At 44.5% G+C, this 13,479-nt stretch carries 17 protein-coding genes; 13 read left to right on the top strand and 4 right to left on the bottom strand.

Annotated features, from left to right (window positions below; genetic code table 11):
- Positions 1 to 122: 122 nt before the first annotated feature.
- A complete protein-coding gene (locus tag JOJ89_RS12260) occupies positions 123 to 827 on the top strand; it encodes a class I SAM-dependent methyltransferase (RefSeq protein ID WP_203287570.1) in 705 nt (234 codons plus the stop codon).
- A 31-nt stretch (positions 828 to 858) separates the two neighbouring features.
- On the top strand, positions 859 to 1,608 hold the full coding sequence (map, locus tag JOJ89_RS12255) for a type I methionyl aminopeptidase (RefSeq protein WP_029280446.1): 750 nt from the start codon (positions 859 to 861) through the stop codon (positions 1,606 to 1,608).
- A gap of 41 nt (positions 1,609 to 1,649) precedes the next feature.
- Here the strand turns inward: map and JOJ89_RS12250 are convergent, their stop codons facing one another.
- Positions 1,650 to 2,348 (bottom strand): DUF421 domain-containing protein, encoded by a 699-nt coding sequence (locus tag JOJ89_RS12250; protein WP_412768600.1) that lies wholly within the window; start codon positions 2,346 to 2,348, stop codon positions 1,650 to 1,652.
- 156 nt (positions 2,349 to 2,504) lie between these two features.
- Between JOJ89_RS12250 and ilvD the strand changes: the two genes are divergently transcribed.
- The 7 genes from ilvD (at position 2,505) to JOJ89_RS12215 (ending at position 8,335) form a co-directional block, all read left to right on the top strand.
- Positions 2,505 to 4,217 carry a dihydroxy-acid dehydratase gene (ilvD, locus tag JOJ89_RS12245; RefSeq protein WP_277987825.1) on the top strand — a complete coding sequence of 571 codons (1,713 nt, stop codon included), beginning with the start codon at positions 2,505 to 2,507 and terminating at the stop codon, positions 4,215 to 4,217.
- 73 nt (positions 4,218 to 4,290) lie between these two features.
- Complete coding sequence (locus tag JOJ89_RS12240) at positions 4,291 to 4,725, top strand: BrxA/BrxB family bacilliredoxin (protein WP_029280452.1); 435 nt, start codon at positions 4,291 to 4,293, stop codon at positions 4,723 to 4,725.
- Positions 4,726 to 4,851: 126 nt separating this feature from the next.
- Positions 4,852 to 5,631, top strand: a complete 780-nt coding sequence (locus JOJ89_RS12235; RefSeq protein WP_203287568.1) for a class I SAM-dependent methyltransferase — start codon at positions 4,852 to 4,854, stop codon at positions 5,629 to 5,631.
- A 27-nt stretch (positions 5,632 to 5,658) separates the two neighbouring features.
- The gene (locus JOJ89_RS12230; RefSeq protein WP_087946325.1) at positions 5,659 to 5,784 is read left to right on the top strand and encodes a YuzL family protein; all 126 of its coding nucleotides are present in this window, start codon (positions 5,659 to 5,661) and stop codon (positions 5,782 to 5,784) included.
- 466 nt (positions 5,785 to 6,250) lie between these two features.
- The gene (locus tag JOJ89_RS12225; protein ID WP_203290334.1) at positions 6,251 to 6,838 is read left to right on the top strand and encodes a YpjP family protein; all 588 of its coding nucleotides are present in this window, start codon (positions 6,251 to 6,253) and stop codon (positions 6,836 to 6,838) included.
- 16 nt (positions 6,839 to 6,854) lie between these two features.
- Positions 6,855 to 7,379, top strand: a complete 525-nt coding sequence (locus tag JOJ89_RS12220; protein WP_029280458.1) for a phosphatidylglycerophosphatase A family protein — start codon at positions 6,855 to 6,857, stop codon at positions 7,377 to 7,379.
- A 179-nt stretch (positions 7,380 to 7,558) separates the two neighbouring features.
- On the top strand, positions 7,559 to 8,335 hold the full coding sequence (locus JOJ89_RS12215) for a TerC family protein (protein WP_029280460.1): 777 nt from the start codon (positions 7,559 to 7,561) through the stop codon (positions 8,333 to 8,335).
- Positions 8,336 to 8,384: 49 nt separating this feature from the next.
- On the opposite strand, the gene JOJ89_RS12210 is transcribed toward JOJ89_RS12215, so the two are convergent.
- Positions 8,385 to 8,540 (bottom strand): hypothetical protein, encoded by a 156-nt coding sequence (locus tag JOJ89_RS12210; protein ID WP_158001626.1) that lies wholly within the window; start codon positions 8,538 to 8,540, stop codon positions 8,385 to 8,387.
- A gap of 145 nt (positions 8,541 to 8,685) precedes the next feature.
- Between JOJ89_RS12210 and JOJ89_RS12205 the strand changes: the two genes are divergently transcribed.
- The 4 genes from JOJ89_RS12205 to JOJ89_RS12190 all read left to right on the top strand — a co-directional run bounded on the left by JOJ89_RS12205 (position 8,686) and on the right by JOJ89_RS12190 (position 11,682).
- Positions 8,686 to 9,429, top strand: a complete 744-nt coding sequence (locus JOJ89_RS12205; protein WP_347401530.1) for an anthrax toxin lethal factor-related metalloendopeptidase — start codon at positions 8,686 to 8,688, stop codon at positions 9,427 to 9,429.
- Positions 9,430 to 9,455: 26 nt separating this feature from the next.
- Complete coding sequence (locus JOJ89_RS12200) at positions 9,456 to 10,250, top strand: thymidylate synthase (protein WP_029280463.1); 795 nt, start codon at positions 9,456 to 9,458, stop codon at positions 10,248 to 10,250.
- Positions 10,247 to 10,729, top strand: coding sequence for a dihydrofolate reductase (locus tag JOJ89_RS12195; RefSeq protein ID WP_203287564.1), 483 nt, complete (start codon positions 10,247 to 10,249; stop codon positions 10,727 to 10,729). The genes JOJ89_RS12200 and JOJ89_RS12195 overlap by 4 nt, the downstream gene beginning before the upstream one ends.
- Positions 10,730 to 10,956: 227 nt before the next feature.
- Entirely contained in the window at positions 10,957 to 11,682 is a 726-nt protein-coding gene (locus tag JOJ89_RS12190) for a lysophospholipid acyltransferase family protein (protein ID WP_029565982.1), read from the top strand.
- Positions 11,683 to 11,701: 19 nt separating this feature from the next.
- On the opposite strand, the gene trhA is transcribed toward JOJ89_RS12190, so the two are convergent.
- Both trhA and JOJ89_RS12180 read right to left on the bottom strand, forming a co-directional pair.
- A complete protein-coding gene (gene trhA, locus JOJ89_RS12185) occupies positions 11,702 to 12,343 on the bottom strand; it encodes a PAQR family membrane homeostasis protein TrhA (RefSeq protein WP_029280469.1) in 642 nt (213 codons plus the stop codon).
- On the bottom strand, positions 12,327 to 13,397 hold the full coding sequence (locus JOJ89_RS12180) for a sigma 54-interacting transcriptional regulator (RefSeq protein WP_029565981.1): 1,071 nt from the start codon (positions 13,395 to 13,397) through the stop codon (positions 12,327 to 12,329). The genes trhA and JOJ89_RS12180 overlap by 17 nt, the downstream gene beginning before the upstream one ends.
- Between the last annotated feature and the right edge of the window lie 82 nt (positions 13,398 to 13,479).

Genomic DNA, 13,479 nt, shown 5'->3' with positions numbered 1-13,479 from the left:
GTGGATTTAGTCTTTTTGCAGAGTTTTTTTCTGAAATGCAAAGACCCATTCTGGACTTTAGCCATATTATTTTAGCGCGGTTTCTTAGCGCTTGATGAAAAAACGATGGGGGAAAATCTTATATGCCGAATAAGACAAAAGAAGCATTTGACCGACTTGCGAGGATCTATGAAACCGAAACGGACAGTCTTTATAATACAGATTATGAAAGGCCTGCTATGATGGCTAATATCCCTGAAAACCTGAACGGCTCTAGTATCCTTGATGCCGGCTGTTCTGCCGGCTGGTATTCGGATCAGCTGCTGAAAAGAGGAGCGCATGTGACGGGCGTTGATATCAGCCCCAATATGATTGAAGCAGCCATCAGGAAAACGGGAGGGCGTGCAAAAATGATCTGTCACGACCTCTCAGAGACCCTTCCTTTTGCTGATGCCTCGTTTGACGGTATTGTCAGTTCACTTACGCTTCATTACTGCAAAGACTGGAGGCCTGTTTTAAGTGAATTTTCCAGAGTTCTAAAACCATCAGGCTGGCTTCTTTTTTCCACTCACCATCCATTTATGGACTGGAAACTGTTTGAGTGCAAAAACTATTTCAGCGAGGAACTTTTGCATGACACCTGGAAAAAATCAGGTCAGACATTTGATGTGAGTTTTTACAGAAAACCTCTGGAAAAAATCGTCACAGAAACGAGCCGCTTTTTTTCAATAGATAAACTGATTGAACCTAAGCCTGCTGAAAGTTTGTATGAAAAACATCCTGCAAACTATGAATATTTGACGAATAACCCTCATTTTATAATGATTAGGGCAACTGCAAGATCATAAGAAGAGGTCCAATTCCAAGAGGAGACGTTCGATGATTATTCTAAAAAGCGAAAGAGAAATCAGCCGGATGCACGAAGCGGGAAAGCTGCTTGCTTTGTGCCATAAAGAGGTTTCAAAGCTGTTGAAACCAGGTGTAACGACACTTGAGATCGATTCCTTCGTGGATAAGTACCTTGCTGACCACGGAGCGGTCCCTGAGCAAAAAGGCTATAAAGGCTACGAGTTTGCCACGTGTGCATCGATCAATGACGAAATCTGCCACGGCTTCCCGAGAAATCAGCCCCTAAATGATGGTGATATTGTAACGATTGATTTTGTCGTGAATTTAAACGGTGCTCTTGCAGACTCGGCGTGGACACATGCAGTGGGAAATGTGTCCGATCAGGCGCTGAAATTAATGGATGTCACAAAAACGGCCATGTATAAAGGGATTGAGCAGGCAGTGATCGGCAACAGGCTTGGGGATATTGGGCATGCCATTCAAGACTATGCAGAAGGTGAATCTTTCTCGGTTGTGAGAGATTTTACCGGCCACGGCATCGGTCCGAGCATCCATGAGGAACCTACTGTTCTGCACTACGGGATGCCAGGCAAAGGATTAAGACTGAGAGAAGGAATGGTCATTACCATTGAACCCATGGTGAACGCCGGAACGTGGTATTCAAAAATGGACGATAACGGATGGACTGCCCGCACAGTTGACGGAAAACTTTCAGCCCAATATGAGCATACTGTGGCCATTACGAAAGATGGGCCTCTTATATTGACTGAAAAGCAGTAAAAAGCGATTTCACTCAGAAATCGCTTTTTTTTGCTGATGATTTATATTAGGAAAGGAGGATAATTGGCTGCTTGGGCATGTTTTGGGCTGACCTGAAGAAATTTGTTCTTAGTAATAGAAGCAAAAAAAACGTCATCCGTAGATTCAAAACCTTGCGTTAATAACTCGCCATCCAGCCAACTCCTGTCAGTTTCAAAAAATTCAAGTACTTCGTCAAAGACTTTCCCTTCAACGATTAATGGAAATCCGGCTTCTTTAATGACAGGGCCGCTTGTTTTTTTAAAGACAGATAGTTTACCGCTGCCTTCAATGACTGCAAGTTCTACTTGAGAAAGGTGAAAGATGTCTTTTTCTCTCAAAAGAGCTAGAACATTATCGATTGTGAATTGATTCTTTTTTATTGCATCCGACAGAAGAACCCCATTCTCGATAATGACATTCGGCTCAAACGTTACGAGATTTTCCATTCTTCTGTTTGAAACTTTCCATTTAGCTAATATCTTCTGCAAAAGCGCAATCATGAAAATGGCTGCGATAGTAGGCAGGTGTTCAATTTCAGGGTCTGCAATGTCTGCCCCTACTACTGAACCAAGTGTTAAAATGGCTAAAAAATCAAAAACCGGCAGTTCTCCGATTGACCGCTTTCCCATAAAAAGAGTGAAAAATAATAAAAGCGGGAGGATGGTAACTATTCGAACCGCTACAATACCTATGTCTTTCGCAATTTCCAAAGCAGTCACCCCTTTGGTAGCTAGTATAGGCCTTCTCCCTAAAACTATTTCAGCTGAATAAAAAATGGCAGAAATTTTATTTTTAGAAATTATTCGAATATTGTTGAAATACAGTAGAATTCGGACTATAGTATATAACAATACCAATTTAACGGGGTGATGTAAGTGAGCAAAAAAGATTTGAGAATCAAGAGCAAAGTAATCAGCGACGATATGAAACGAATGCCGAACCGTGCCATGCTTCGTGCGGTTGGGTTAAAAGATGAAGATTTCCAGAAACCGATGATTGGCATCGCCTCTACATGGAGCGAAGTAACTCCATGTAATATACATATTGATAAACTTGCCCAGCTGGCTAAAAAAGGCGTAAACACTGCAGGCGGCGCAGGGATGATTTTCGGCACAATTACAGTGTCAGACGGCATTTCAATGGGAACAGAAGGCATGCGCTACTCCCTGCCTAGCCGCGATGTCATCGCGGACTCTATTGAAACGGTAGTCGGAGCAGAAAATCTCGATGCATTTGTTGCCATCGGGGGCTGCGATAAAAATATGCCGGGATGTATGATTGCTATTGCACGCGCTGAAGTGCCGGCAGTATTTGTATATGGCGGCACGATTAAACCGGGCCGCTTAAATGATAAAGATATTGACATTGTATCTGCGTTTGAAGGGGTCGGAAAATTCAACAACGGAGACATCGACAAAGACGGACTGCACCAAATCGAATGTCATGCATGCCCAGGCGCAGGTTCTTGCGGAGGCATGTACACGGCGAATACGATGGCATCTGCGATTGAAGCGATGGGAATGAGTCTGCCGGGCAGCTCTTCAAATCCGGCTGAAACAGAAATGAAGCAAAATGACTGCTATGAGGCTGGACAGGCCGTATACCGTATGCTTGAGCAGGATATTTACCCTAAAGACATCATGACGAAAAAAGCATTTGAAAATGCGATTACGGTCGTGATGGCGCTTGGCGGATCAACAAATGCCATCCTTCACCTCATGGCCATTGCCCATTCAATCAACGTAGAATTATCGCTTGAGGATTTTGAGCGTCTGCAGCGCAAAGTGCCTCATATCGCTGATCTGAAGCCGAGCGGAAAATATGTTATGCAGGATCTGCACGAAGCAGGCGGAGTACCTGCTGTGATGAAGCTTCTCCTTGAAGAAGGGCTTCTGCACGGAGACTGTCTGACAGTTACAGGAAAAACAGTAGAAGAAAACCTTCGCGAAATGGAAGGCCTGAGAGAAGGACAGGACGTCATCTATCCTCTTGAGCAGGCATTGAGAAAAGACGGACCTCTTGTGATTTTAAAAGGGAACTTATCGCCAAGCGGGGCGGTTGCGAAAGTTTCCGGCCTGAAAGTAACGAAAATGACAGGGCCTGCAAAGGTATTTGATACAGAGATTGAAGCGACAGAAGCTGTGATGTCAAACGAAGTGACCGCAGGTGATGTGCTCATTATCCGCTATGAGGGCCCTAAAGGGGGACCTGGTATGCCTGAGATGCTGTCCCTGTCGTCCATCATTGTCGGCAAAGGCCTTGGAGAGAGCGTAGCACTGCTGACAGATGGCCGTTTCTCCGGAGGGACACACGGTCTTGTTGTCGGACACATTACGCCTGAGGCACAGGTCGGAGGCCCGATTGCCATTGTGAAAAATGGTGATCTGATTACGGTTGACAGCGATAAGCGCGAACTTCATCTGCATGTGTCTGATGAAGAGCTTGCTGAAAGAAAATTAACATGGACGGCTCCACCTCTCAGAAACCGCGGTGTACTCGGGAAATATGCAAGAACCGTTTCCTGCGCATCACAGGGTGCGGTGACAGATGCATTTGAAGAGGCAAAAGAACCTGCCAAAACCCGCTGAGGGCCGTCTGTTGAATTGTCATTCTACCTGTAGTATTCTTTTACTACATGCGAAGGCTTAGGAGGAATGACAAATGTCAATGGCATATGAAGAATACATGCGTCAAATGGTGAAACCAATGCGAGCAGAGCTTACAAATGCAGGGTTTCAGGAATTAACGACTGAAGAAGATGTAAAAGCGTTCATGGAGAAAGCACAGGGAACGACTCTTGTAGTAGTCAACTCTGTCTGCGGCTGTGCGGCAGGACTTGCAAGACCGGCTGCCACTCAGGCGATTATGCAGGCTGAAAATGCGCCTGACCACCTTGTGACAGTTTTCGCAGGGCAGGACAAAGAAGCTACGGCTGCAATGAGAGGCTACTTTGAAGGGCTGGAAGCTTCTTCTCCATCAATGGCTCTTTTAAAGGGAGATAAAGTTGTCCACTTTATCCCGCGTCATGAAATCGAAGGAAACACGATCGAGAACATTATGGAAAATCTTCTCGGTGCCTTTGAAGCAGCTAAATAAAAATTCTCGGGATGCCTGGAAACAGGCATCCCTTTGTCATGAAAAATTGACTAGTCTGCAAGCCCCGAGCTCCTGTCCGGAAGAAACGGGCCGCGGCGCTTATGCTTTGAATGGGAGTGAAAACCTGTGATTGTCACAACTGCCGGAAGGACGTATCCTTCCATGATCCGGCTTGCAGAAGGAATAGCGAATGACCTGAAGGCAGCTTATATCAGCCGGAAGAAACAGTCCGTACAGACGCTGTCAGAAGTGCACGGAGATGTGCTAGTGGTCGGAAAGGACAGGCTTGAATGGCATAAAAAAGGCGGGATGGAGCCGTTTTTCTTTCATCCCAATTCAGCGATGTTCAGACTCAAGAGGCTTCAAAAAGGAGAGCATGATCCCCTAATTGCTGCAGCTGACCTGAAACCGGGCGACACGTTTTTGGATTGCACGCTTGGTCTTGGCTCTGACAGCATCACAGCAAGCTATGCAGTCGGAGAAAAGGGGAATGTAACAGCAGCGGAAGCGAATCCGCTCGTAGCCTATCTCGTAGAAAAAGGCCTTGAAACGTGGGAAACGGGAGTGGATGAGTTTGATGCCTGCATGCGGAGAATACAAGTTGAAAGCAGGAATCATGTTGATTTGCTCAAGGAACTTGATGCGAATTCTTACGATGTCGTTTACTTCGATCCCATGTTTGAAGAAGCTATCACCGAATCTGATGGAATCGGCCAATTGAGGGCGCTGAGTGAGTATTCTCCAATAACGGAGGACACCGTAAAGGAAGCCAAGAGGGTTGCCGCAAAAAGGGTTGTGTTAAAGGATCATTGGAAAAGCCCGTCATTTCATCAACTCGGCTTTCAAGTTTTTAAAAGAAAATCAGCAAAATTTCACTATGGTGTGATAGAAACAAAAGATCTGTGAAAAATAGGATGAGGAGGTGCTCATCCAATGTCAAAACATAAAAGCGATCCATCGAAATCTCAGCTTGGTTCACCTGAAACACAAGGACAGGGAACAACGGCTTCTGAGGCAGGAAGAAAACAATCTTCTGCATCTAAAAAGCAAAAGCAGTAAAAAATCAAAAGCGGAAGCGACTTGGTCAGATCCGATAGGCAGATAAGAATCCGGCGGAAAAGTCCGGGTTTGACTTTTTTGACGGATTTGTTCTGACAGAGGATCTAGTCGCTGGAGCTGGCCGAGGATAACTTAATTATGAAATTTACATCATTTTACTCTTTATAATTTCCCGCTTAACAACGAAAAAGCTCATGGCAGCAGCCATGAGCTTTTTTCAATCTGTAATTTCAGTGAAAATAAAATATGCCAGTGTCACGAATGATGCAATAATAAAGACGGATTCCATTCTGATTCACTCCAAACACTCTAGGTTTTTATTTCCAGCTTCCCCCTTAGTTTAAACGTTTTCATCCCGATTTAAAACCATTAGAAGGTCGCTTTTGCAAAAAAATTCTATAAATAAAGAATTTATTTATGATAGAATAATAGTATTATAGGAAGACTTGGAGGAAGACACGGCATGATGAACAAATGGATGCGTAAAACGCTTGTCATCTTATTTACAATTGCAACCTTCGGAATGGTTGCGCCTCCGGCAGCCCTGACAGTTGAAAACCGTTCATCTGAAGATTCTGCTGTTAATTTAAACGTTCCGCAAAAACATTTATTTGAGGATGAAACCGCTTACTGGGAAACCCCATCTAAAGAAGAGCACATTTCCTCTTTTTTAGAAGCGGCAGAAATTCAGTCTTTTGAGAAATTCGGAGACAAAATCGGCACTAAAATTGAAGATGAATTCAGGCAGATCATTCTTCCTAAAATGGAAGAAGCCATCAGGGAGTATGCGGAAGACTATTCTGATGAGGACATCAGGGATCTAGTTATTTCTAAAAAGCCTGCTGACGGGAAGGGCGAAAAAATCTTTCATCTATATAACAAAGAAACCGGTGAAGACATCTTAAGATTTCATGTTCGCCGTGACCACCCGCCAAAACAGGGTTACTGGTTCAACTTTCATTACCACACGCACCATGATTCTTTTCAGAAGCATCACGAACTTGGAAGCATCTACTGGAATCAGAATATGCCTCCAAACTGGATGACACATTAAAGGGGTGCAATGTCTAGTGGGCAAATACACGATTGATGAAATGGTGAAAACAACTAAAGAAATGCTGTATGACAGGGGAGTAGCGCTGACGGATATCGCAGAGATTGTCATGACGCTTCAGAAGAAATATATCCCTGACATTACACTTGAAGATTGTGTAGAAAACGTAGAAAGAGTTCTGAACAAGCGGGAAATTGTCCATGCCGTCCTGACTGGGCTTGCGCTTGATCAGCTCGCTGAGCAGAACCTGCTGCCGCAGCCGCTTCAACATCTTGTTGAAACAGACGAACCGCTCTACGGCATCGATGAAATCATTCCGCTTTCCATCGTGAATGTGTACGGCTCCATAGGCTTGACCAATTTCGGATATCTGGACAAAGAAAAGTTCGGCATTATAAAAGCGCTTGATGAACATGGCGGAAACCGCGTTAATACCTTTCTCGATGATCTTGTGGCTGCACTTGCCGCAGCCGCAGCAAGCAGAATGGCGCACAGAGCACGGGATATAGCGGATGGCCGTGATGCAAAAGCTACAGTATAAAAATTGTGCACCTCTATGGTGCATATTTTTTTTTGAAACCTTTTCCGGGCTCAATCGTATTAAGTTGGGCAGGCTGCTTAAAAGTGTCTTTTTCATGAAGAAAGGTGAAAATACTTAACAAGCAATCTATTTTTCAGTATAATGAAAAAGTTAATGTGAAGTTTAGGAGGAAATGGCAAATGGCAATTTTGGAAGGCATGCTTGAAACATACGCACTTTTTTTTGATTGGGATATGTGGGTTAAGGTACTTACAGATCCGGTTTCATGGGGACTGATTGGAACACTGATTATTCTCGAAGGTCTTTTATCAGCAGATAATGCGCTGGTACTGGCTGTTATGGTAAGACATTTGCCTGAAAAGCAGCGCAAAAAAGCGTTATTTTACGGTTTACTTGGAGCATACGTCTTCCGCTTCATCGCTATTGGCGTCGGGGTATTCCTGATTAAACTGTGGTGGGTAAAAATATTAGGTGCAGCCTATCTTGCATGGCTTGCAATTAAATATTTCATGGATAAACGAAAAGAAAATGCCGAAGGTGATGAAGAGCACGGCGGCATCAACAAAAACGGCCTGCTTATCCGTCTTTTCGGTACGTTCTGGGGTACAGTTGTTGCAGTAGAATTAATGGATATCGCGTTCTCTGTAGACAGCGTCCTTGCAGCATTCGGCGTCAGCGAAGAAGTATGGGTTCTTCTTCTTGGAGGAATTTTTGGGGTACTTATGATGCGCGGAGTTGCCGGCGTATTCCTCAAATTGATTGACAAAGTGCCTGAGCTTGAAACAACTGCCTACATTCTTATTGCTCTGATTGCAGTTAAAATGGGTCTGGCTGTAGCACATATTCACATTGAGCACTCTGTATTCTTCATTGTCATCCTTGTGATGTTTGCAGGTACATTCGCTCTTAACTATTTCCGCAAAAAATCAAGCCACAGCAACAGCACTGGCTTATAATCTTCAAAGTAAAAAAGCTGCATTCGTGCGGCTTTTTTATTTTGTTTTTCTATCCCATGAAAAGCATTGAAAACAGCGCAATCAATCCGATTGAAGTAAGGCCGTCAAGGACCATGTAGCTCTTTAGCGTCATGACTTCAATGACTTCTTCTGTCAGCTGCTGCCTTTCTCTGTATGGAATGTTCCGCTTTATAAGCATCCTCATCAAGATCACCTAATTTCCATGATAATTTCCATCATATGGCGGAATCGCCGTAAAAGTGACAGGACAGAGTATATGGGCTGGGTCTTTTCAGTATGTTACTATTTTCATAAGTATATAGAACGAATGAAGGAGGTATACATATGTGATGAAACGAAATCTTATCCTGGCAAGCCTTGCCATTACAGCAGCTTTTGCCTTCTATTTCTATACGTCCGTAAGTATCCCCTCCGGTCAGCTTCTGAAAGAACATCCTCTCATTCAGGAAACAACAGCGATACCTGCAGACTCCCCGCTGAACGAAATGGTTTATTTGCCGGAACAAAGCATAGAGGAGCAGGAAGCAGAAAAGATGCTGAAAAACCTTCATCAAATCCATCCTGCCATTCTTGAAGCTGCAAATGATCAGGGTGTCGTCATTAAGCTGTTTGAAGGAAAATTGACGGAAGAAAAAGGGCTTAAGCATCTGGATGGATTAACGCCAAAGGGGCGCAGTGAAGAAACAGGCTGGGAAAGCGTTCCGGGCATGACAGAGGATAACAGAGTATACGTGAAAATCGGCATGAGTGAATACGGTATGGGTCACGGATCGGTGTCCCTTGAGCTGCACGAATTTGCCCATGCTGCAGATCTCAACGTTTTTTCGCGGGTCAGAAGCAATCCGCTTTATTTGAATATATGGAAAAAAGAAGCCGGCATGCTGTTTTCAGACCAGACCTATTTCAAACGATTTCCGGAAGAGTATTTTGCAGAAATCTTTGCGATGTATTATTACAGCAGGGAGACAAGAATAAAGCTGAAGGAAATGGCGCCGCTTTCTTATCAGTTTATCGCGAATCTTTATAAATCAACGGTAGAAAACGGGGCGGACTTCCGATACAATTATCACTAGATGAAATACGAAGGAAGTGTCTTTAAATGAAGCAGTATTTGGATTTATGCAAGCATGTTCTTTCAAATGGGACAGTAAAGGAAGACCGGACAGGCACCGGAACGATCAGTACGTTCGGTTACCAAATGAGATTCGACCTAAGCGAAGGATTCCCTCTTCTGACAACGAAAAAGCTTCACTTAAAATCGATTATTCACGAACTGATCTGGTTTTTGAGAGGAGATACGAACGTAAAGTATCTTCAGGACAACGGAGTGCGCATCTGGAACGAGTGGGCTGATGAAAACGGCGAGCTTGGCCCTGTATACGGAAGGCAATGGCGTTCGTGGGAGGGTGCAAATGGTGAAACGGTGGATCAGATCGCAAAACTGATTGATCAGATTAAAAACAACCCTGATTCAAGACGGCTGATCGTGAGCGCCTGGAACCCGGCAGATGTCGATAAGATGGCACTGCCGCCATGCCACTGTTTTTTTCAGTTTTACGTAAACGATGGAAAGCTATCATGCCAGCTCTACCAGCGCTCTGCAGATGTATTTTTGGGCGTTCCGTTCAACATTGCCTCATACGCGCTGCTGACGATGATGGTGGCCCATGTGACGGACCTGGAACCGGGTGAGTTTGTTCATACCTTCGGAGATGTTCACATTTATAAAAATCACCTGGAGCAGGTCGACCTGCAGCTGACCCGCGATGTCAGAAAGCTTCCGAAAATGAAGCTCAATCCGGACGTGAAATCGATCTTTGATTTTTCATTTGAAGATTTCACACTTCAAGACTATGATCCTCATCCGCATATTAAAGGGGCTGTCAGCGTATGATTTCGATGATTGTCGCAATGGATGAAAATCATCTCATCGGACGCAACAATGATCTGCCGTGGCGAATCCCCGCTGATCTTGCCTACTTTAAAAAGGTGACGCTCGGCCATCCGGTCCTGATGGGGCGGAAGACCTTTGAATCGATTGGAAAGCCTCTGCCAGGCAGAGAAAATATTATTCTTACACGGAACAAGCATTACTCTCAGGAAGGCACAAAGGTTATTCATGAGCTGGGTGAAGTGCTGGGTGACCAGTCACTACAAGAGAAGAATCTGTTCATCATCGGCGGAGCAGAAATCTTCAAAGAATGCCTGCATCTTGCAGACAGGCTGTATATTACGAAGATTCATGATACCTTTGAAGGAGATACCTTTTTTCCGGAATTCAAAGAAGAAAACTACCGTGTCATCAGCCGTGAAAAAGGGCCGAAAGACGAGAAGAATCCGTATGATTATGAATTTATCATCTATGAGAAATAGAAAAGCCTTGGTCAGATCCGATAGGCAGATAAGAATCCGGCGGAAAAGTCCGGTTTTGACTTTTTTGACGGATTTATTCTGACAGAGGATCTAGGCGCTGGAGCTGGACGAGGATAACTTTGTTATGTTATCCACAGCCTATTATTCTTCATAATTTCATAAACAATGAAAAAAGCCTCCCGTATAATAGGGAGGCTTCTTATCGGGACATCAGGAGGAACAATCAAATGATCAGAATGTTAGTGACGGTTTTGTACGGAATTGGCTATTTAATCTGCAGCCTGCCGGAACTCAGCCGTGTGAAAAAGCTTGACCCTCGTCTTTCCGTCGAAAAAAGAGACGAAGCGGCACACACACTCCCTAAAAACTGGGCAGCATCGTTAATCAGGTCTTCAGGTTCCAAGGTGACGCTAGAAGGGGAACATAACATGCCGGACGGTCCTGTACTCATTGTGAGCAATCATCAAAGCAATTTTGATATACCGGTTTTAATGAGTTCGCTTAAAAAACCGGCAGGATTTCTCTCGAAAACAGAAGTGAAAAAACTGCCCCTTCTTCCAAAATGGATGGAAGTCATGAACTGCATTTTTGTTGACCGCAAAAATAAACGCCAGGCTCTGCTGTCTTTGAAAGAAGGAAGCGAAAAACTGAAAGAGGGCCACTCCCTGATTATTTTTCCGGAGGGAACAAGAAGTAAAGGGGACGATCTGGCCGAATTTAAGACAGGTGCTCTCCGTATGGCTGCAGGAGCGGGGGTTCCGATTGTGCCGGTTGCGATTGACGGTACGTATGACATTATGGAAAAACAGGGCGGATGGAGATTTAAGCCGTCTCAAGTCAAAGTCATTGTCTGCAAGCCGGTCCAGGCAGAGGAGTATACAGGCCGGGATTTAAAGACTACGGCTGAAGAATTAAGGCAGACCATCGCAAAAACACTCAGGAATCCCTCCTGAGTGTTTTTTGTTTCTATTTTTAAATAAATGGCACATCCGTTACATAAAAGAGTACGCAGAAAAACATAGCCGCACTGCCTGCAAGAACAAATCCGTGCCAGATTGCATGGTGGTAGGGAATCTTCCTCCAGACGTAGAAGACAGCGCCGATTGTATAGAGCAGACCGCCCGCAAGCAGCAGTCCGAACCCTTCAGGGCTTAAATAGGCATATAAAGGCTTAATCGCAATGATAATGAGCCAGCCCATCAGAATGTAGGCAAGTGTTGAAAGGATGATAAATCGCTTTACAAAAAAGATCTTCAGCACAATGCCAGCAATCGCGAGACCCCATACAATGCCGAGCAGCGTAAATCCAAGCGCTCCCCGAAGCGGAACAAGGAGAAACGGAGTATACGTTCCGGCAATCAGCAGATAGATGGCCGAGTGATCCAGTATCTCAAAAACGTCCTTTGCCTTTCTGTGCGGAATGGCATGGAGAAGTGTTGAGAACAAGTAAAGCAGAATCATCGTTGCCCCAAAAATGGAAAAGCTGACAATGTGCCATGCATCTCCGTATTTAGCGGCATAGATTATCAGGTAAACGAGAGCCGGGATGCTTAGAAGCACGCCGATTCCATGTGTGATCGCATTTGCAATTTCTTCTTTAATCGAGTATTCCATCTTTAGCTGCCTCCTTTTGAATCGTTTCAAGATTCTGGCTCAATGACTGCAGGAAATCAAGGCCTTCAAGCGTTATTTTAGTTCCTGCACGTCCGCGGCCCTTTGTCACATACTCATTTCTTTCGAGAAAATCCAGTCTGTGCCTGACCTGCTGGGGTGTCAGCGGGTTTTTTGTCTGTTTGCTGCTGTCGGAAATGGTTCTCCTGCTGGCAGGGTCCCCGTCTTCATTTGAATCCCGGATCGACTCGAGGATGAACAGGTATTCCTGTTTATCCATCATCGTCAAGGGCTTATCTTTTGTTTTTTTAGGTTCTTTTTTGCTCACCGTCTCCTTTGAAAGGAAGGGATCCTTCGGGAGGTCATGCAGCTGAATGGATCTGCCGTCGCAAACCGTAAGCAAGTAGTCCATCGTGTTTCTGAGTTCAAGAATATTGCCGGGCCATGGATACCCTGAAAGAATTTCACTGACCGTCTTATCAATGCGCAGCTCATGCCCTCTTTCCTTTATAAAAAAGGCAGAGAGAAGCGGGATGTCTGTCTTTCGCTCACTTAATGGAGGAAGCGTCAGTCTTAGTACATTTACATGATAATAAAAATCCTGACGAAGAGTTCCATTTTCTACAAGAGCTTTTAAATCCTGAGAAGAAGAGACAATGATCCGGACGTCTGACGGGACAGACGTTGAAGAACCTGTTCTTTTTGTTTGCTTCGTCTGAAGAACTCTCAGAAGCTGAGCCTGAAGGTCCAGGCTTAAACCTGAGATTTCATGAAGGAAAACAGTTCCTCCATCTGCAGATTCGATCAGACCGCTCCTTTGATCTGAGCCGAAAAGTTCCTCATAAAGAGCAGCTTCAGAATATGTACTGCAGTTAACAGAAGCGAAAGGGCGGGCAGATCTCTCAGAAGCCAGATGAATCGCGTGTGCAAATGTTTGTTTGCCGCTTCCTACGGGGCCTTCCAGCATGACGGGCAGATCATTTGCAGCCATTTTTTTTGCAAGTGATTTTTTTTCAATAAACAGCGGGTGTTCCCCAATCAATTTTTCAAGTGTCATATGTTTGCTCCTTGAATGTTCTAATTGGTTTCATTATAACACCCAAATGCAACTAAATGGAACCAATAAAAACATCTTTACA

Origin of the sequence: Metabacillus sp. cB07, from assembly GCF_016839225.1 — a bacterium.
Taxonomy (GTDB): domain Bacteria; phylum Bacillota; class Bacilli; order Bacillales; family Bacillaceae; genus Bacillus_P; species Bacillus_P indicus.
This window is presented reverse-complemented; position numbering and strand designations above follow the sequence as displayed.